Source organism: Pseudomonas sp. NFPP28 (assembly GCF_900115535.1).
GTDB classification, from domain to species: domain Bacteria; phylum Pseudomonadota; class Gammaproteobacteria; order Pseudomonadales; family Pseudomonadaceae; genus Aquipseudomonas; species Aquipseudomonas extremorientalis.
Genome location: NZ_FOWT01000009.1, coordinates 232,733 through 252,989, shown reverse-complemented (window position 1 = coordinate 252,989; position 20,257 = coordinate 232,733). Strand labels below are relative to the sequence as shown.

The window sequence follows — 20,257 nt, the reverse complement described above, 5'->3', positions numbered from 1 at the left end:
TCCACAGCTGGTTAAATTTTGTGCAAAGGGTTCTTTAGGAAGGGCTAAGTCCCTATACTTGCCGCCAAAGCTCTAAAACTCTTTCAACAATCAATTCCTGATTACCTACATAAGCAGGCACGAGGTGCGTGGTGGATTTCCCTTCCCGTTTTGAAGTGATCGTCATCGGCGGCGGTCATGCCGGTACCGAGGCAGCACTGGCGTCAGCACGAATGGGCGTAAAAACCCTGTTGTTGACGCATAACGTGGAAACTCTCGGCGCCATGAGTTGCAACCCCGCCATCGGTGGGATCGGTAAAAGCCATCTGGTCAAGGAAATCGACGCCCTTGGCGGCGTGATGGCCATGGCTACCGATAAAGGTGGCATCCAATTTCGCGTGCTCAACAGCCGCAAAGGCCCGGCCGTAAGGGCTACCCGGGCTCAGGCCGACCGCATCCTGTACAAGGCTGCAGTCCGCGAAACCCTGGAAAACCAGCCGAACCTGTGGATATTTCAACAAGCAGCAGATGACCTGATCGTCGAACAGGACCAGGTGCGCGGAGTTGTCACCCAAATGGGTCTGCGTTTCTTCGCAGAATCCGTGGTGTTGACCACCGGTACATTCCTCGGCGGACTTATCCACATTGGCATGCAGAACTATTCCGGTGGCCGTGCCGGTGATCCGCCGTCGATTGCCCTGGCAAAGCGTCTGCGCGAACTGCCGCTGCGTGTCGGTCGGCTGAAAACCGGGACCCCGCCGCGTATTGACGGGCGCTCCGTAGATTTCTCGGTGATGACCGAGCAAGCAGGCGATACACCGATCCCGGTCATGTCGTTCATGGGCTCCAAGGAACAGCATCCGAAACAGGTGAGCTGCTGGATCACCCACACCAATGCGCGCACCCACGAAATCATTGCCGCGAACCTCGACCGTTCGCCGATGTACTCCGGGGTGATCGAAGGCATCGGCCCGCGCTATTGCCCGTCGATCGAAGACAAGATCCACCGCTTTGCCGACAAGGAAAGCCACCAGGTTTTTATCGAGCCCGAAGGCTTGACCACTCATGAGCTGTACCCGAACGGTATCTCCACTTCCCTGCCGTTTGACGTGCAAATTCAGATCGTGCAATCAATTCGCGGCATGGAAAACGCGCACATCGTGCGTCCGGGCTACGCCATCGAGTACGACTACTTCGACCCGCGTGACCTCAAGTACAGCCTGGAAACCAAAGTGATCGGCGGTTTGTTCTTTGCCGGGCAAATCAACGGCACCACCGGTTACGAAGAAGCAGGTGCCCAAGGTTTGCTGGCCGGAACCAATGCTGCACTGCGCGCGCAGGGCAAAGACAGCTGGTGCCCGCGTCGCGATGAGGCGTACATCGGTGTGTTGGTCGACGACCTGATTACCCTGGGTACCCAGGAACCGTACCGGATGTTCACATCCCGGGCGGAATACCGCTTGATCCTGCGCGAAGACAACGCCGATCTGCGTCTGACCGAGAAAGGTCGCGAACTGGGCCTGGTCGACGACGCACGGTGGGCTGCCTTCTGCAAAAAACGCGAAAGCATCGCGTTGGAAGAACAGCGGCTGAAAAGCACTTGGGTCCGCCCGGGCACCGAACAGGGCGATGCGATTGCCGAAAAATTCGGCACGCCGTTGACCCACGAATACAACTTGCTCAACCTGCTGTCGCGTCCGGAAATCGACTACGCTGGTCTGGTCGAAGTGACCGGGCAGGGTGCAGAAGACCCACAGGTCGCCGAGCAGGTCGAAATCAAGACCAAATACGCCGGTTACATTGACCGCCAGCAGGATGAAATCGCCCGCCTGCGCGCCAGTGAAGACACCAAGCTGCCTGTGGATATCGACTACACCGGGATTTCCGGGCTGTCGAAAGAAATCCAAAGCAAGCTGGGGATAACTCGGCCAGAGACCCTGGGCCAGGCTTCACGTATCCCCGGCGTCACCCCGGCAGCCATTTCGCTGTTGATGATTCATTTGAAAAAACGCGGCGCGGGCCGTCAGTTGGAGCAAAGCGCTTGAGTTCGTTGGTCACCTCGCAACACGCCGAAGAGTTATCCACAGGTGCGCGCCAGTTGGGCGTCGACCTGACCCCGGCCCAGCACGAATTGCTGTTGGGCTACCTGGCCCTGTTGATCAAATGGAACAAGGCTTACAACCTGACCGCGGTGCGTGATCCCGACGAAATGGTGTCCCGTCACTTGCTCGACAGCTTGAGCGTGATGCCATTCATCGAAAACGGTCGCTGGCTCGACGTCGGCAGTGGGGGCGGCATGCCAGGCATCCCACTGGCCATTCTGTTTCCCGGGTCGCAAGTGACCTGCCTGGACAGCAACGGCAAGAAGACCCGCTTCCTGACCCAGGTCAAACTCGAACTCAAGCTGGATAACCTGCAAGTTATCCACAGTCGCGTCGAAGCCTTCACGCCTGAACAGCCATTCAACGGAATCGTTTCCCGGGCGTTCAGCAGCATGGAGAACTTCAGCAACTGGACCCGCCATCTGGGCGACCGCGACACCCGCTGGCTGGCAATGAAGGGCGTCCATCCAAGCGATGAGCTGTTAGCATTGCCGGCAGACTTCCACCTCGATAGCGAACACGCCTTGGCCGTACCCGGTTGCCAAGGCCAACGCCATCTGCTGATACTGCGCCGCACGGCATGATTGGGAACACAAGCAAGAATGGCTAAGGTATTCGCGATAGCGAACCAGAAAGGTGGCGTGGGCAAAACCACCACCTGCATCAACCTCGCAGCATCCCTGGTCGCAACCAAGCGCCGGGTGCTGTTGATCGATCTCGATCCACAGGGCAACGCCACCATGGGGAGCGGTGTGGATAAACACGGCCTGGAAAACTCGGTCTACGACTTGCTGATTGGCGAGTGCGACCTGGCCCAGGCCATGCACTACTCCGAACATGGTGGTTATCAACTGCTGCCGGCCAACCGCGATTTGACTGCGGCGGAAGTGGTGCTGCTGGAAATGCAGATGAAAGAAAGCCGTCTGCGCAGCGCCCTGGCGCCAATCCGCGAGAATTACGACTACATCCTGATCGACTGCCCACCGTCGCTGTCGATGCTGACACTGAACGCGCTGGTGGCCGCCGATGGGGTGATTATCCCCATGCAGTGCGAGTACTACGCGTTGGAAGGGTTGAGCGACCTTGTGGATAACATCAAGCGCATTGCCGAATTGCTCAACCCGAACCTGCAGATCGAAGGCTTGCTGCGGACCATGTTCGATCCGCGCCTGAGCCTGATGAACGATGTATCGGCGCAGCTCAAGGAACACTTCGGTGACCAGCTGTACGACACGGTGATCCCGCGCAACATCCGTTTGGCCGAAGCCCCGAGCTACGGCATGCCGGCTTTGGCCTATGACAAACAATCCCGTGGTGCCATTGCCTACCTGGCGCTGGCCGGCGAGATGGTTCGCCGTCAGCGCCGCAATTCACGCACCGCTGCAGCCCAGCCAACTTAAGGAATCCCCATGGCCGTCAAGAAACGAGGTCTCGGACGTGGACTGGATGCACTGTTGAGTGGTCCGACCGTCACATCGCTTGAAGAACAGGCGGTGCAGGCCGACGAGCGCGAGCTGCAACACCTGCCGCTGGACCTGATCCAGCGCGGCAAATACCAGCCACGCCGGGACATGGACCCCCAGGCGCTGGAAGAACTGGCCAATTCGATCAAGGCCCAGGGTGTGATGCAACCGATCGTGGTGCGTCCGATTGGCGGCGGCCGTTTTGAAATCATCGCCGGTGAACGCCGCTGGCGCGCGAGCCAGCAGGCCGGCAAGGAAACCATCCCGGCGATGGTGCGCGATGTGCCGGATGAAACCGCCATCGCCATGGCGTTGATCGAGAATATCCAGCGCGAAGACCTCAACCCGATCGAAGAAGCCATTGCCCTGCAGCGCTTGCAGCAGGAATTCCAGCTGACCCAGCAACAAGTGGCCGAGGCGGTGGGTAAATCCCGTGTGACCGTGTCCAACTTGCTGCGTCTGATCGCGTTGCCGGAAGTCATCAAGACCATGTTGTCCCACGGCGACCTGGAAATGGGTCACGCCCGTGCATTGCTCGGTTTGCCGGAAAATCAACAGGTTGAAGGGGCGCGACACGTTGTCGCACGGGGGCTCACCGTTCGTCAGACCGAGGCCCTGGTTCGCCAATGGCTCAGCGGCAAACCTGCACCGGTCGAAACGGCCAAACCTGATCCGGATATCGCCCGCCTCGAGCAGCGCCTGGCCGAGCGCCTGGGCTCTGCGGTGCAAATTCGCCACGGGAAAAAAGGCAAAGGCCAATTGGTTATCGGATATAACTCCCTCGATGAGCTTCAGGGCGTCCTTGCCCACATCCGCTGAAACATTTGCTTATGTAGCGAGTGATCGGAAATCACTACCCGGCAGTTGAATAGGGGCAGAACCGCCCCTATACTCTGCGCGCATTTTGTCGGCACAAATTATGCCAAGTTATTGATTTCCGGCAGCCGACCATTGAGGAGCAAGAGTGATGGAAACCCGCACGCCAAACACGTTGCCGTTCCATCGCTTGGCCGTTTTTCCGGTTTTATTGGCTCAATTTGTCATCTTGCTGATCGCCGCATTGGCGCTTTGGTACTGGCATGGAGTCGTAGCCGGATATTCAGGACTCTGCGGAGGCCTGATAGCCTTGCTGCCCAATATGTATTTCGCTCACAGGGCCTTTCGGTTTTCCGGCGCCCGAGCAGCCCAGGCTATCGTCCGGTCATTTTATGCCGGCGAGGCAGGGAAACTGATTTTGACGGCAGTGCTGTTTGCACTGACCTTTGCAGGTGTGAAGCCATTGGCGCCGCTGGCTGTATTCGGCGTCTTCGTGTTGACCCAACTGGTCAGCTGGTTCGCTCCCCTGCTAATGAAAACAAGACTTTCGAAACCTTAGGGCGTTTGAGGCAACCATGGCAGAAACAACCGCTTCGGGCTATATCCAGCACCACTTGCAGAACCTGACCTTCGGTCAGCTTCCTAATGGCGGCTGGGGCTTTGCCCACTCCGCAGCAGAGGCCAAAGAAATGGGCTTCTGGGCTTTCCACGTCGATACGCTCGGCTGGTCGGTTCTGATGGGGCTGATCTTCGTCGTACTGTTCCGTATGGCGGCCAGCAAGGTGACCTCAGGGCAGCCTGGCGGCTTGCAGAACTTCGTCGAAGTGCTGATCGAGTTCGTCGACAGCAGCGTCAGAGACACCTTTCACGGCCGTAATGCGCTGATTGCACCGCTGGCGCTGACCATTTTCGTTTGGGTGTTCCTGATGAACTCCATCGACCTGGTTCCCGTCGACTGGCTGCCGTTTGCCGCTGCCAAAATCGCGGGCAATGATCATCTGTTCTTCCGGGCCGTACCGACTACTGACCCGAACGCGACAATGGCCATGTCCCTTTCCGTGTTCGGCTTGATCATTTTCTACAGCATCAAGATCAAGGGATTGGGTGGTTTTATTGGAGAGCTGACGCTACACCCGTTCTCCAGCAGCAATATTTTCCTTCAGGCACTGCTGATTCCGGTCAACTTCCTGCTTGAATTCGTCACTTTGATCGCTAAACCCTTTTCGCTCGCGCTGCGTCTATTCGGCAACATGTATGCCGGTGAGCTGGTGTTTATCTTGATCGCCGTAATGTTTGGCAGTGGTCTGTTGTGGTTGAGTGGTATCGGCGCCGTATTGCAAGTGGCATGGGCCCTGATTCACATCTTCATCATTACCCTGCAGGCATTCATCTTCATGATGCTGACCATCGTCTACCTGTCGATGGCGCACGAAGAGAACCATTAAGGCCAGTCTTGACTAGTCTGATGTCCTTTCCGGTCAAACGGGAAGGTGGCCCACAAGGGCTATGAAACGATTTGTTTTACCGCTTTAAAATCTAAAAAACCTAAACCATACGACGTAAAAGTCGGGAGGAAAGATGGAAACTGTAGTTGGTCTAACCGCTATCGCTGTTGCACTGTTGATCGGCCTGGGCGCACTGGGTACTGCCATTGGTTTCGGCCTGCTGGGCGGCAAATTCCTGGAAGGCGCAGCGCGTCAGCCAGAAATGGTTCCAATGCTGCAAGTTAAAATGTTCATCGTTGCCGGTCTGCTCGACGCCGTAACCATGATCGGCGTTGGTATCGCTCTGTTCTTCACCTTCGCGAACCCCTTCGTTGGTCAACTCGCTGGCTGATCACTCGAATTTTCGAGTTGATTGGTGTGATGGACAACGAACGAGCGAGGTGTTGGCGTGAACATTAATGCAACCCTGATTGGCCAGTCCGTTGCGTTCTTCATTTTTGTATGGTTTTGCATGAAGTACGTGTGGCCTCCGGTCATCGCGGCTTTGCAAGAACGTCAGAAGAAGATCGCGGATGGTTTGGACGCTGCCACCCGTGCAGCTCGCGACCTGGAGTTGGCCCAAGAGAAAGCGGGCCATCAACTGCGCGATGCTAAGGCACAGGCAGCTGAAATCATTGAGCAAGCCAAGAAACGCGGTAATCAGATTGTTGAAGAGGCTGTTGAAAAAGCCCGTATCGACGCTGACCGTGTGAAGGTTCAGGCTCAGGCCGAGATCGAGCAGGAACTGAACGGTGTCAAAGATGCGCTGCGTGCCCAACTGGGTGCTCTGGCCGTCGGCGGTGCTGAGAAGATCCTGGGTACCACAATCGATCAAAACGCGCACGCGGAGCTGGTAAACAAACTGGCTGCTGAAATTTAAGCGAGGGCGATCATGGCAGAATTGACCACGTTGGCCCGACCTTACGCTAAGGCAGCCTTCGAGCACGCCCAGGCCCACCAGCAGCTGGCCTCTTGGTCAGCCATGCTCGGCCTGGCTGCAGCAGTGTCGCAAGACGACACCATGCAGCGCGTGCTCAAGGCCCCGCGACTGACGAGCGCAGACAAGGCCGCCACGTTTATTGACGTGTGCGGCGACAAGTTTGATGTGAAAGTGCAGAACTTCATCCACGTCGTTGCCGAAAACGACCGTCTCCCGCTGTTGCCGGAGATTGTCGCTCTTTTCGACCTGTACAAGGCCGAGCAAGAGAAGTCGGTAGACGTTGAAGTGACCAGTGCTTTTGCATTGAACCAAGAACAGCAAGACAAACTCGCCAAGGTTCTCAGTGCACGACTCGACCGGGAAGTGCGCCTGCAAGTTGCGGAAGACCCATCCCTCATTGGGGGTGTTGTCATTCGCGCCGGCGACCTGGTTATCGATGGCTCGATTCGCGGCAAACTCGCGAAACTTGCCGAAGCATTGAAATCTTGAGTTTGAAGGGGCAGCAGAGCAATGCAGCAACTCAATCCTTCCGAAATAAGTGAAATTATCAAGGGCCGCATCGACAAGCTCGATGTGACCTCCCAAGCCCGTAACGAAGGCACTGTCGTCAGCGTATCTGACGGCATCGTGCGGATTCACGGTCTGGCCGACGTCATGTACGGCGAGATGATCGAGTTTCCGGGCGGCGTCTACGGTATGGCCCTCAACCTGGAGCAAGACTCCGTAGGTGCCGTTGTATTGGGCGCTTACACCAGTCTGGCTGAAGGCATGAGCGCCAAGTGCACAGGCCGCATCCTGGAAGTTCCGGTTGGTAAGGAACTGCTGGGTCGCGTAGTCGACGCACTGGGTAACCCTGTTGACGGTAAAGGTCCACTGGGCAACACCGAGACCGACGCGGTCGAGAAAGTTGCTCCAGGCGTGATCTGGCGTAAGTCGGTAGACCAGCCTGTACAGACTGGCTACAAGGCTGTCGATGCCATGATCCCAGTCGGCCGTGGCCAGCGTGAGCTGATCATCGGTGACCGTCAGATCGGTAAGACCGCTCTGGCGATCGACGCGATCATCAACCAGAAGAACAGCGGCATTTTCTGCGTCTACGTAGCTATCGGTCAGAAACAATCGACCATTGCCAACGTGGTTCGCAAGCTGGAAGAAAACGGCGCCCTGGCCAACACGATCATCGTGGCTGCCAGTGCTTCGGAATCTCCTGCGCTGCAATTCCTGGCACCGTACTCCGGTTGCACCATGGGTGAATTCTTCCGCGACCGCGGTGAAGACGCGCTGATCGTTTATGACGATCTGTCCAAGCAAGCAGTGGCTTACCGCCAGATTTCCCTGCTGCTGCGCCGTCCACCAGGCCGTGAAGCCTACCCAGGCGACGTGTTCTATCTCCACTCCCGTCTGCTGGAGCGCGCATCCCGCGTTTCGGAAGAGTACGTAGAGAAGTTCACCAACGGCGCAGTGACCGGCAAAACCGGTTCCCTGACCGCACTGCCGATCATCGAAACCCAGGCTGGCGACGTTTCCGCGTTCGTTCCGACCAACGTGATTTCCATCACCGACGGTCAGATCTTCCTGGAATCGGCCATGTTCAACTCGGGCATCCGCCCTGCAGTGAACGCCGGTGTTTCGGTATCCCGTGTGGGTGGTGCCGCTCAGACCAAGATCATCAAGAAGCTGTCCGGTGGTATCCGTACCGCTCTGGCTCAGTACCGTGAACTGGCGGCATTCGCCCAGTTCGCTTCTGACCTGGACGAAGCGACCCGTAAGCAACTTGAGCATGGTCAGCGCGTTACCGAGCTGATGAAGCAGAAGCAATACGCCCCTATGTCGATCGCTGACATGGCGTTGTCGCTGTATGCCGCTGAGCGTGGGTTCCTGACCGACGTTGAAATCGCCAAGGTCGGCAGCTTTGAACAAGCGCTGATTGCTTACTTCAACCGCGATCACGCCGAATTGATGGCGAAGATCAACGTGAAGGGTGACTTCAATGACGATATCGACGCTGGCATGAAAGCCGGTATCGAGAAGTTCAAGGCCACCCAAACCTGGTAAGCCGCAGCGGGAGCCGCAAGGCTCCCGCTTGCTAACCTGATAGGTGTTACATGGCAGGCGCAAAAGAGATTCGCAGTAAGATTGCGAGCATCAAAAGCACGCAAAAAATTACCAGCGCCATGGAAAAAGTGGCGGTCAGCAAAATGCGCAAGGCACAAATGCGCATGGCTGCTAGCCGTCCTTATGCGGAGCGTATCCGCCAGGTAATTGGGCATCTGGCCAACGCCAACCCGGAATACCGCCACCCGTTCATGATCGACCGCGCAGTCAAGCGTGTGGGTTATGTGGTTGTGAGCAGTGACCGTGGTTTGTGCGGTGGTCTGAATACCAACCTGTTCAAGGCCCTGGTCAAGGACATGGCGGTAAACCGCGAAAACGGCGTCGAGATCGATCTGTGTGTCGTTGGTAGCAAGGGTGCGGCCTTTTTCCGCAACTTCGGCGGTAACGTCGTTGCAGCTATCAGCCACCTGGGTGAAGAGCCGTCGATCAATGATTTGATCGGCAGTGTGAAGGTGATGCTGGATGCGTACCTGGAAGGCCGGATTGACCGCCTGTCCGTGGTATCCAACAAGTTCATCAACACCATGACCCAGCAGCCAACCGTGGAGCAGTTGATTCCACTGGTGGCGACTCCGGATCAGGAACTCAAGCACCACTGGGACTACCTCTACGAACCGGACGCCAAAGAGCTGCTTGACGGCTTGATGGTGCGCTACGTGGAGTCGCAGGTGTACCAGGCGGTGGTCGAGAACAACGCAGCTGAACAAGCGGCGCGGATGATCGCGATGAAAAACGCTACCGATAACGCCGGTGATCTGATCAGCGATTTGCAGCTGATCTACAACAAGGCGCGTCAGGCTGCGATCACCCAAGAGATCTCGGAAATCGTCGGCGGCGCTGCCGCGGTTTAACGGTTCAAATATTCAGAGGATCCAGCTATGAGTAGCGGACGTATCGTTCAAATCATCGGCGCCGTTATCGACGTGGAATTTCCACGCGACAGCGTACCGAGCATCTACAACGCGCTGAAAGTACAAGGCGCGGAAACTACTCTGGAAGTTCAGCAGCAGCTGGGCGACGGCGTAGTTCGTACCATTGCGATGGGTTCCACCGAAGGCTTGAAGCGCGGTCTGGACGTTGTCGACACTGGCGCTGCCATCTCCGTACCGGTCGGTAAAGCGACCCTGGGCCGGATCATGGACGTACTGGGCAACCCGATCGACGAAGCTGGCCCTATCGACACCGAAGAGCGCTGGGGCATTCACCGTCCAGCACCTTCGTTCGCCGAACAAGCTGGCGGCAACGACCTGCTGGAAACCGGCATCAAGGTTATCGACCTGGTTTGCCCGTTCGCCAAGGGCGGTAAAGTGGGTCTGTTCGGTGGTGCCGGTGTAGGCAAGACCGTAAACATGATGGAACTGATCCGTAACATCGCCATCGAGCACAGCGGTTATTCCGTGTTCGCCGGTGTGGGTGAGCGTACTCGTGAGGGTAACGACTTCTACCACGAGATGAAGGACTCCAACGTTCTGGACAAAGTGGCACTGGTTTACGGTCAGATGAACGAGCCGCCGGGAAACCGTCTGCGCGTAGCACTGACTGGCCTGACCATGGCCGAGAAGTTCCGTGACGAAGGTAACGACGTTCTGCTGTTCGTCGACAACATCTACCGTTACACCCTGGCCGGTACTGAAGTATCCGCACTGCTGGGCCGTATGCCTTCGGCAGTAGGTTACCAGCCGACCCTGGCTGAAGAGATGGGCGTTCTGCAAGAACGTATCACTTCGACCAAGGAAGGTTCGATCACTTCGATCCAAGCGGTATACGTACCTGCGGATGACTTGACCGACCCGTCGCCAGCGACCACCTTCGCCCACTTGGACGCCACCGTCGTACTGTCCCGTGACATCGCTTCCCTGGGTATCTACCCAGCGGTCGATCCACTCGACTCGACTTCGCGCCAGCTGGACCCGAACGTGATCGGCCAGGAGCACTACGACACTGCTCGCGGCGTTCAGTACGTGCTGCAGCGTTACAAAGAGCTGAAGGACATCATTGCGATCCTGGGTATGGACGAGCTGTCGGAAACCGACAAGCAGTTGGTATCCCGCGCTCGTAAGATCCAGCGCTTCTTGTCGCAGCCGTTCTTCGTGGCTGAAGTCTTCACCGGTGCATCGGGTAAATACGTTTCCCTGAAAGACACCATTGCTGGCTTCAAAGGCATCCTCAACGGTGACTACGACCACCTGCCAGAACAAGCGTTCTACATGGTCGGCGGCATCGAAGAAGCGATCGAGAAAGCCAAGAAACTGTAATCCAGGCGCCCGGAAACGGGCGCTCATCAGGTTGAGGCAATCAGATGGCTATGACAGTCCATTGCGATATCGTCAGCGCGGAAGGGGAAATCTTCTCCGGTCTGGTAGAGATGGTGATTGCACACGGCGAACTCGGTGACCTTGGCATTGCCATGGGGCACGCGCCGTTGATCACCAGCTTGAAGCCAGGTCCGATCACGCTGACCAAGCAGGGCGGGGAAAAGGAGGTGTTTTACATCTCCGGTGGTTTCCTCGAGGTTCAGCCGAACATGGTCAAGGTACTTGCCGACACCGTGCAACGTGCTGGCGACCTGGATGAAGCCTCCGCTCAGGAAGCCGTCAAGGCTGCCGAGAAGGCCCTGAACGAAAAGGGTGCGGACTTCGACTACAGCGCTGCTGCTGTACGTCTGGCCGAGGCTGCAGCCCAGCTGCGCACGCTCCAGCAGTTGCGCAAGAAGTAAGCGGCCTAGCCGTCGTACATCATGCGCGATTGATTAAAAAGGGTAGCCTCGGCTACCCTTTTTCTTTTTCAGCAAAACACTTCTCTGGTCTGAAGCCGGACCGCCCAGGATTGGTAGCCACTCATGTCTCTTGAAATCGTTATTCTCGCCGCAGGCCAGGGCACCCGCATGCGTTCGGCCCTGCCCAAGGTGTTGCACCCGGTTGCCGGCAATTCCATGCTGGGCCATGTTATCCACAGCGCCCGGCAACTGGACCCCCAGCGCATTCACGTAGTGATCGGTCACGGTGCCGATGTGGTGCGTGAGCGTCTCGCCGCAGACGACTTGAATTTCGTTCTACAAGACAAGCAACTCGGTACCGGCCACGCCACCGCGCAGGCCGTGCCCTTCATCACGGCGAACACCGTGCTGATCCTGTATGGCGACGTGCCGCTGATCGAAGTGGAAACCCTGCAACGCCTGCTGAAGCACGTCGTGCCTGGCCAGATGGGCCTGCTGACCGTTGAGCTGGATGACCCCACCGGCTATGGGCGCATTGTGCGCAATGCCGACGGGAAGGTCGCTGCCATCGTTGAGCACAAGGATGCCAGCGAAGCCCAGCGCGCCATTACCGAAGGCAATACCGGCATTCTCGCGGTCCCTGCCAATAAGCTCGCCGACTGGATGAGTCGTCTGTCCAACAACAACGCCCAGGGCGAGTACTACCTCACTGACGTCATCGAGATGGCTGTGAGCGATGGCCTGCTGGTCGCCACCGAGCAACCCCACGACCCGATGGAAGTGCAGGGCGCCAACGACCGCAAGCAACTGGCCGAACTGGAGCGTCACTATCAATTGCGCGAAAGCCGCCGCCTGATGGCCCAGGGCGTGACCCTGCGCGACCCTGCGCGTTTCGATGTGCGCGGGGAAGTGACCGTCGGCCGTGATGTGCTGATCGATATCAACGTGATCCTCGAAGGCCGTGTGGTCATCGAAGACGACGTGGTGATTGGCCCTAACTGCGTGATCAAGGACAGTACCCTGCGCAAGGGCGTGGTGATCAAGGCCAACAGCCATATCGACGGTGCCGTGATGGGCGAGGGCAGCGATGCCGGGCCGTTTGCGCGGTTGCGTCCGGGTAGTGTGCTGGAGGCCAAGGCCCATGTGGGTAACTTTGTTGAACTGAAAAACGCCCACTTGGGTGAAGGCGCAAAAGCCGGTCACCTGACTTACCTGGGCGATGCAGTTATTGGCGCGCGCACCAACATCGGTGCCGGCACTATTACCTGTAACTACGATGGCGCGAACAAGCACCAGACTGTGCTGGGCGAAGACGTGTTTATCGGCTCCAACAATTCATTGGTTGCCCCAGTAAAAGTAGGCGATGGCGCCACCACCGCAGCGGGTTCGACTATCAATCAGGATGTGGATAACTTGCAGCTCGGCGTAGCCCGCGCCCGCCAACGCAACATCGACGGCTGGAAACGCCCGGTCAAAATCAAGAAGACCTGAGTTATCCACAATGAAAAAACCTGCTGGCGCTGGCCAGCAGGTTTTTTTTGCCTGCGAACCGGCTGCTCTTCAAGTGGGGGCCAGGTTCCCTTATGCTTCAGTCGTCAGTTGAATAAGATAGAAATATTGCTAGTAGACCAATCTTATGCACATGCCCGACTTGTGAGTCAAAAAAGCGCTGGTATTTGTAACATTTATTTTCTAAATGATTTCAGATTGCCTTCAAAGCAACAAAATTTTCGCTTCTTGCCGTGCTTCGTTCGCAGCAGAAAAAGCTGTGACCCTTATAACGCGTGCGTTACAAGGTGGCTAAAAAATATAATAATTATTTTTTTGACAGATTTTGGTTTGTGATCTACCTCGATTTTTCGGTCTTTCATATTTAGTTGCTAGTTCAGATTTTGCTGACATATAGTTATGCCACCAGCGACTAAATCAACAATATCCTCTCCACCTGTACCCCTGTGGAAGATGGAAGACCCTCAGGTAGGTGTGTCATGGATGACAGTGGACAATCAGTCTTGGGGCACGCCGGACCCGAAATACTCAAACAGTCACTTATTAAAATTAATCAATTAAAAAAAGAGCTTGCTGCTATGAAAGCGCAGGCTTCAGAGCCAATTGCAATTATTGGGATGAGTTGCCGGTTTCCGGGTGGATCGTTGACGCCTGAGCAGTTATGGAACAATCTCTGTGAAGGCAAAAGTGCCATAGCGCCAATGGTTAACAAGCGTTGGGACAGCCTTTTATGGAACAGTGCCGTTCCTGGTGAGAGTGGAAAAAATTATCAAAAGACGGCTGGGCTTATTGATCACATCTATAATTTTGACGCCAATTTTTTTGGCATGTCAGAACTTGAAGTTCGCCGCACCGATCCACAACAACGTTTACTCCTGCAACTGAGTTGGGAGGCCATCGAAGACACGGGTCTGGACTATCGCATACTCGCCGGTTCAAAAACCGGGGTATATGTCGGCTTGTCCAGTGATGACTATGCCGACTTTTATACTCGCTCAGGGGATACAGGAAAAATTTCCCCGTTGTCCGCACTGGGGTGCGGAAAGAGCATCGCCCCCGGACGAATCTCTTACTTCTTTGGCTTTCGTGGCCCTGCGTTGCAACTGGACACGAGTTGCTCGTCAGCACTGGTGGCGGCAGACCTTGCCTGCTCCGCGCTGCGCAATCACGAGATAAACATGGCTGTCGTGGGCGGCGCTAATCTGATCCTTACGCCCGGCGCTTCGGTCGCGTTTTCGACCATGCAGGCGTTGTCGCCCAGCGGTGAGTGCCGGCCGTTTGATGAAGGCGCCGACGGTTATGTCCGTGGCGAAGGGGCCGGGGTTATTGTTCTCAAGCGCTTGTCCGACGCGATCAAGGAAGGGTTGCCTGTTCATGCGGTGATCTCCGCCAGTGCGATCAATCATGACGGCAAATCCAACGGCATGACGGCGCCCAACGGTTTGGCTCAACAAGAGGTGATTGCCGAGGCTTTGCGCAAAGCTCAACTCGCGCCTGAAGCGGTTCGCTATGTCGAGTGCCATGGTACCGCTACGCCGTTGGGTGATCCGATTGAGCTTATGGCGTTGTCAAAGTTCTATGGGCGCACGCACCGCACCTGGTTGGGAGCGGTCAAAAGCAACATCGGTCACCTTGAGGCGGCGGCAGGTCTGGCGGGCCTGATCAAGGCTGCGCTGGCGGTCAAGCACGGGAGAATTCCGGCCTCATTGAACTGTGAGGTACCCAACAAAAAATTTGCGTGGACGCAGAGCCACCTTGCCGTTGCGACTACCACACAAGACTGGCCGGATTGCGCCCCGGTACGCCATGCAGCCGTCAGTAGCTTCGGTATGAGCGGTACCAATGCCCATGTGGTAGTGTCCAGTCATGATCAATCGGTAACGGTCGCGTCTTCGACACTGCCGCAATGCCTGACGCTCAGCGCGAAGGACTCTGCTTCATTGCTGACCCAGCTCAAGCAACTCGAGAAGCATCTCGACGGCCTCGCCGAGGATCGACTGGCGGCTCTTTGCGCGCGGTCCAATCGTTGCCGTACGCATCTTCCTGTCAAGTTTAGTGCGCCGGCCAGCGACAAAATCATGCTGCTCGACAAGGTGCGTGAGGTCATCGCGCAGTCTGTGGTTCCAACCGCTGGGTTGATGGCAAAAACCTGCTTTGTGTTCAGTGGCCAGGGCGCTCAATACAAGCAAATGGCAAGTAACCTGTATGCATCGACGCCAGTATTCCGACAAGCACTGGATCGTGTCTCGCAATTCTATTGCCAGACGTTTGATTTTGATTTGCTGAAGGTTCTCTTCAGTCCTGAATCCGACTTTCAAGTGGAAGAGGTGCAACCGGCTCTGTTCAGTGTGCAATACGCGCTGACGGCGTTGTGGAAAGCCTGGGGTATTACGCCAACGGTAGTGATCGGTCATAGCGTTGGCGAGTACGCGGCAGCCTGCGCATCGGGCGTGATGACCATGGAGTGCGCTGCACGCCTTGTGTGGTATCGGGGCAGACTTATCCAGGCGCATACCCGGCCCGGTGGAATGTACGTGGTTTCGACCTCCTCAAGTTGCGCGGAGGCTCTTCTTGATGAAATCCCTCATTCGATCGCGGTTGAAAACACACCGGACACCTGTGTTATTTCGGTCGACGATGTTAATGCTGCTGCGCTGGAACAAACACTGGGCCTGCATTCGACTCACTATAAGCGGCTGCATGTGGCCCGTGGATTCCATTCTTATTTAATGGAACCGGTTCTTGGTCTGTTCGCATCCTATTTGGATTCTGTTGAACTGAAGACGCCCGTGACTGAATTCGTTTCTACTGTCACGGGTACTGCTGAGGCTGCGTTGTTGACCACTTCCGGCTATTGGCTACGCAATGTGCGTGACACCGTGAAATTTTCCAGTGCAGTCAGTCAAGTGATGGAGGGCGGGCCCACTCTGTTTATTGAGATTGGACCGAGTTCTCAATTGACGTCGATCATTAACGCACTGGATCACCAGAATGAGCATATAGCCTGTGCCAGCCTGGATCGTGCTACACCGGACTTGCAGCAACTTTCAAAAGTGCTGAGTTATTTATATCAACATGGCCGGATATTGAATTGGCCGGCGATTGTTCCAACGGTAACCTGCGAGCCGGATGTATTGCCGCATTACCAGTTTGCACAAACGGAATACTTTCCAGAGAAAGCCTTAAAACGCCAACTATCGGTAGGCGAGTTCGAAAACGTGCTGAAGGCAGTCAGCCTTACATAAGCCTTTTTCAACGTCTTAGTCGTATATCACGGATGAGAAATTATGAGTTCCACAAATTATGGGCGTGTCGACGACGCTGGATTTTCATGCCTGGTCACTATGTTCAAGGCACATGTGCTCGCGCATCCTGATAAAGCCGCTTTTGTATTTATTACTCGCGCACAGGAGCAAACGCTCTCGTTTGCCGAGTTGGACAAGTGTGCAAGCAATATCGCCAGTACTCTGCTCGCCCATAATCTTGCCGGGCAAAACGTGCTGTTGGTCTTCACGCCAGGCTTGGAGTTCATCAAGGCGTTTTTGGGTTGCCTTTACGCCAATGTCATCCCGGTACCCGTCAATACCCCGACCCAGACATCGTCTGTGGACCGTTTCGAGAAAATTGTGCAGGACGCTGCTATCGGCAGGGTGCTGACAACAGCCGACCTGTACGCACGATACAAGATTCAAGACTGGGACATCCCTGCGTTGCTGGTGGATGAAGTGCCGATCGCCGAGCCCGATTTTCAGCCTGACGACTCGCAGCCTGGTGATGTGGCCTTTATTCAATACACCTCGGGTTCGACGGGCGATCCAAAGGGTGCAGTGATCACCCACGGCAATTTGATCAGCAATCTGGAGATGATCAAGAGCGGCTTCGGCAATGATGAGCACATTGTCGGGGTCAACTGGCTGCCACTGTTCCACGACATGGGGCTGGTGGGCAATGTTCTGCAACCCATTTGGCTGGGCATCACCTGCATTCATATGTCGCCGCTGGAGTTTGTGCAGAAGCCGGTTCGTTGGCTGCGGGCGATCAGTGATTACAAAGGCACCACCTCAGGGGGGCCGACATTTGGCTATGCCCATTGCCTGGCTCGAATCAAGGAGGAGGACTGCGCAGGCCTTGACTTGAGCTCCTGGCGGCTGGCCTATTGCGGCGCCGAGCCGGTGAACGCGCAGGTACTGGATGCCTTCGCGCAGCGATTCGCGCCATTTGGTTTCAACGCCAGCAGTTTCTACCCCTGTTATGGAATGGCTGAAACCACCCTTATCGTCACTGGCCCGACGGCGGGCAGCGGTATGCGCAAGCTGAGCGTAGACCGGCAAGCGCTGGCGGACGGGCAGGTACTACCGGGCGTTGAGGGCTCACCTTCGGACATTTACGTCAGTAATGGCAAAGCCATCAATGGTCAACGCGTGGTCATCGTCCACCCTGAAGGTGGCGGCACACTTGCCGAAAACCAGGTTGGGGAAGTCTGGGTTGCGGGAAGTTCAATCGCTGCGGGTTATCTGAATAACCCTTCGGCCACTGCGCAACGCTTTGCCTGTCAGCCCGAAGGAGGCAGTGCCGACTTCTATCGCACCGGCGACCTGGGTTTCCTGCGCGATGGCGAACTCTACATAACCGGGCGCTTGAAGGATGTGATCATTCTGCGAGGTCGCAACTACTACCCCCAGGATATCGAGCAAGTGGCCTATGGCGCCGTTGCGGGATTGAGGGAAGGCTGCGGTGTGGCCTTTTCAACTAATGCTGATTCTGAAGAACAATTAGTCATTGTTTACGAAGTTGAAAAGAGTCACATCAACACACTGGATAAAGCCTCGGTAACAACATGCATTCGACAAGCGGTGATTAACCATTTTGGTGTTTCGCCCCATCGGATCATCTTGATAAAACCCAAGGGAATACCGAAAACATCCAGCGGTAAATTGCGCCGTTCCGCGCTTGCACAGTTGTTCACGCAAGGTGCGCTCGAAGCATTGTGAGGTTGATACCTGTGCCACCCCAGGAGAGTCTCCATGGAAGTTGCTGCTGCTGTTCATGACGTTAATCAGGAGTCGTTGAAGGGCGTGACGCTGTCCAGCCCTCAACTCAAGAAATTTCAGCTGATACATGCTTTGGTGTTATTGCTATTGCCCGCCGTGGGCACGGGTGTGGCCATCGTGTTGTATTTCATCCATGGCGTTTCACCCGTCAATATCGGAGTGTTTGCACTTTTTTATCTTCTGACGATGCTGGGCGGGTCGGTTGGCTACCACCGGTTATTCGCTCACCGGGCGTTCAGATGCGGGCGCGGGGTAAAAGTCCTGCTGGCTGTATTGGGCAGCATGACGGCCCAAGGCTCGCCGATTTACTGGGTCAGCAACCATCGCCGCCACCATGAGTACAGTGATCGCAACGGTGATCCGCATTCGCCATACGCCGTTGAGCGGCCCGGCGTGCTGGATAAGCTCAAGGGCCTATGGTTCTCCCAGGTCACCTGGACTTTCCAGCATGAACTGACCAACTCCACCCGATATGCCAAAGACTTGCTGCGCGATCGAGATATTTGCCTGGTGTCGGCGCGTTATTTTTATTGGGTTGCTCTTGGCTTGATCCTGCCGGCCATTATCGGTGGGCTATATACCTGGAGCTTATATGGGGCGCTGGAGGGGTTCTTGTGGGGTGGACTGGTGCGGATATTTCTAAGTTATCACGCCACCAGCAGTATCAATTCCTTATCGCACATGATCGGTAGCCGTCGGCATGAAACGCGGGACCGCAGCACGAATATTTGGTGGATGGGCATTATTACCGTGGGGGAATCTTTCCATAACAACCATCACGCGTTTCCTGCCTCCGCGCGCTTTGCACATGACTGGAAAGATATCGATATCGGTTATTACGCAATCAAGTTCTTGGAAGTGTGCAGGTTGGCCTGGGATATACGAACCCCATCTAAAAAAGTATCTACTGGAGGTTGTGATGAAAAATGATGTAGCGAAATTACAAGAGTGGCTGATCAATTATATCGCCGATCTCACGGGCGTCGAAAAAACAGCCATCAGCGAACAGTCGCAGTTCAGCGCTTTGGGGCTCGACTCTGCGGCGGTCATTGGTATGACGGGTGACTTATCGGACTGGTTGGGAAAAGAGATCGATCCGACCATTGTGTATGAATACCCGACCATCGAAGGCCTTGCGCAACACGCCATGGACGCTGAAGAAATTCTGGTTTGACCTCACAAAAGGATTTGTAAATGACACAGTCTTCTTCTGCGGCAATTGGCGCATCGATGGAAGCGATCCAATCGCACTACGATTTGAGCAATGACTTCTATCATCTGTGGCTCGATCCCGTGACCAAGTGTTACTCGGCAGCCCTGTGGGAGCCGGGAGATACATTCGTAGAGGCGCAGCTGCGCAAACTCGATTACCACATCGAACAATCTGGCTCGCGCAACGGCGCCAATGTGTTGGATATCGGTTGTGGTTGGGGCGGTACCCTCAAGCGTCTGGTTCAGAGTTATGGGGTTGACCGGGCGGTGGGGTTGACCTTGAGTGATGCGCAGAAAAATTACGTCGAGCAGCTCGACCTTCCAGGTGTCGACGTGCGCCTCGAGAACTGGCAGGACCACGTGCCCGCGGCCAAGTACAGCGCGATCATCTCCATCGGCGCGTTTGAGCACTTCGCCAACCTTGAACAGACCGCCGAAGAGAAAATCCTCGGTTACCGCCAGTTCTTCAAACGTTGTCACGGCTGGCTGGAAGACGGTGGCAAAGTGTCCCTGCAAACCATCACCTATGAAAACGCTACACGTGAAGATTTCAGTCCCTTTTTTGCCAAGGAGATTTTCCCGGAGTCCGATCTGCCGCGCCTGTACGAAATTGCTCAGGCCTGCGACGGGATGTTCGAAATACAGTGTGTACGCAATGACCGGGAACACTACTACCTGACTCAGAAGGCCTGGTGGCAGGGGCTCAAGAACAATAAGGAGGCGATCTGCACCACCTACGGCGTAGATATTTTCCAACGCTATAACACGTACCTGCAGATGTGCATGGTGGGGTTCAAATCCGGAACGATGGGACTGGCGCGCTTGACCCTCAAGCGTATCGACCACCCTGCCGCCAGTCTCAAAGACTGA

19 protein-coding genes are annotated in these 20,257 nt (G+C 55.9%); all 19 read left to right on the top strand.

The window, feature by feature from the left end:
* Positions 1-131: 131 nt before the first annotated feature.
* Positions 132-2,024, top strand: coding sequence for a tRNA uridine-5-carboxymethylaminomethyl(34) synthesis enzyme MnmG (gene mnmG / locus BM110_RS23340; RefSeq protein ID WP_025854394.1), 1,893 nt, complete (start codon positions 132-134; stop codon positions 2,022-2,024).
* Entirely contained in the window at positions 2,021-2,665 is a 645-nt protein-coding gene (gene rsmG / locus BM110_RS23335; protein ID WP_092241515.1) for a 16S rRNA (guanine(527)-N(7))-methyltransferase RsmG, read from the top strand. Before mnmG ends, rsmG begins: the two co-directional genes overlap by 4 nt.
* An 18-nt stretch (positions 2,666-2,683) precedes the next feature.
* On the top strand, positions 2,684-3,481 hold the full coding sequence (locus tag BM110_RS23330; protein ID WP_010207696.1) for a ParA family protein: 798 nt from the start codon (positions 2,684-2,686) through the stop codon (positions 3,479-3,481).
* Positions 3,482-3,490: 9 nt separating this feature from the next.
* Entirely contained in the window at positions 3,491-4,363 is an 873-nt protein-coding gene (locus tag BM110_RS23325) for a ParB/RepB/Spo0J family partition protein (RefSeq protein ID WP_016970690.1), read from the top strand.
* 148 nt (positions 4,364-4,511) lie between these two features.
* Positions 4,512-4,919 carry a F0F1 ATP synthase subunit I gene (locus BM110_RS23320; protein WP_010565865.1) on the top strand — a complete coding sequence of 136 codons (408 nt, stop codon included), beginning with the start codon at positions 4,512-4,514 and terminating at the stop codon, positions 4,917-4,919.
* Between the two features lie 16 nt (positions 4,920-4,935).
* Complete coding sequence (gene atpB, locus BM110_RS23315; RefSeq protein ID WP_093514255.1) at positions 4,936-5,805, top strand: F0F1 ATP synthase subunit A; 870 nt, start codon at positions 4,936-4,938, stop codon at positions 5,803-5,805.
* A 133-nt stretch (positions 5,806-5,938) separates the two neighbouring features.
* Positions 5,939-6,196 carry a F0F1 ATP synthase subunit C gene (gene atpE / locus BM110_RS23310; protein ID WP_002555987.1) on the top strand — a complete coding sequence of 86 codons (258 nt, stop codon included), beginning with the start codon at positions 5,939-5,941 and terminating at the stop codon, positions 6,194-6,196.
* A gap of 57 nt (positions 6,197-6,253) precedes the next feature.
* Complete coding sequence (locus BM110_RS23305; RefSeq protein ID WP_093514254.1) at positions 6,254-6,724, top strand: F0F1 ATP synthase subunit B; 471 nt, start codon at positions 6,254-6,256, stop codon at positions 6,722-6,724.
* 12 nt (positions 6,725-6,736) lie between these two features.
* Entirely contained in the window at positions 6,737-7,273 is a 537-nt protein-coding gene (locus tag BM110_RS23300; RefSeq protein WP_093514253.1) for a F0F1 ATP synthase subunit delta, read from the top strand.
* Between the two features lie 21 nt (positions 7,274-7,294).
* On the top strand, positions 7,295-8,839 hold the full coding sequence (atpA, locus tag BM110_RS23295; protein ID WP_003177064.1) for a F0F1 ATP synthase subunit alpha: 1,545 nt from the start codon (positions 7,295-7,297) through the stop codon (positions 8,837-8,839).
* 50 nt (positions 8,840-8,889) lie between these two features.
* Positions 8,890-9,750, top strand: a complete 861-nt coding sequence (atpG, locus tag BM110_RS23290) for a F0F1 ATP synthase subunit gamma (RefSeq protein ID WP_003233565.1) — start codon at positions 8,890-8,892, stop codon at positions 9,748-9,750.
* Positions 9,751-9,777: 27 nt separating this feature from the next.
* Positions 9,778-11,154 carry a F0F1 ATP synthase subunit beta gene (gene atpD, locus BM110_RS23285; protein WP_015886645.1) on the top strand — a complete coding sequence of 459 codons (1,377 nt, stop codon included), beginning with the start codon at positions 9,778-9,780 and terminating at the stop codon, positions 11,152-11,154.
* A gap of 44 nt (positions 11,155-11,198) precedes the next feature.
* A complete protein-coding gene (locus tag BM110_RS23280) occupies positions 11,199-11,615 on the top strand; it encodes a F0F1 ATP synthase subunit epsilon (RefSeq protein ID WP_058424358.1) in 417 nt (138 codons plus the stop codon).
* A 123-nt stretch (positions 11,616-11,738) separates the two neighbouring features.
* Complete coding sequence (gene glmU, locus BM110_RS23275) at positions 11,739-13,106, top strand: bifunctional UDP-N-acetylglucosamine diphosphorylase/glucosamine-1-phosphate N-acetyltransferase GlmU (protein ID WP_093514252.1); 1,368 nt, start codon at positions 11,739-11,741, stop codon at positions 13,104-13,106.
* A gap of 497 nt (positions 13,107-13,603) precedes the next feature.
* Entirely contained in the window at positions 13,604-16,369 is a 2,766-nt protein-coding gene (locus tag BM110_RS23270; protein ID WP_093514251.1) for a type I polyketide synthase, read from the top strand.
* Positions 16,370-16,411: 42 nt separating this feature from the next.
* Entirely contained in the window at positions 16,412-18,115 is a 1,704-nt protein-coding gene (locus tag BM110_RS23265; protein WP_093514250.1) for a fatty acyl-AMP ligase, read from the top strand.
* A 33-nt stretch (positions 18,116-18,148) separates the two neighbouring features.
* On the top strand, positions 18,149-19,105 hold the full coding sequence (locus BM110_RS23260) for an acyl-CoA desaturase (protein ID WP_093514249.1): 957 nt from the start codon (positions 18,149-18,151) through the stop codon (positions 19,103-19,105).
* On the top strand, positions 19,095-19,349 hold the full coding sequence (locus tag BM110_RS23255; RefSeq protein WP_093514248.1) for an acyl carrier protein: 255 nt from the start codon (positions 19,095-19,097) through the stop codon (positions 19,347-19,349). Before BM110_RS23260 ends, BM110_RS23255 begins: the two co-directional genes overlap by 11 nt.
* Positions 19,350-19,369: 20 nt before the next feature.
* A complete protein-coding gene (locus BM110_RS23250) occupies positions 19,370-20,257 on the top strand; it encodes a class I SAM-dependent methyltransferase (RefSeq protein ID WP_093514247.1) in 888 nt (295 codons plus the stop codon).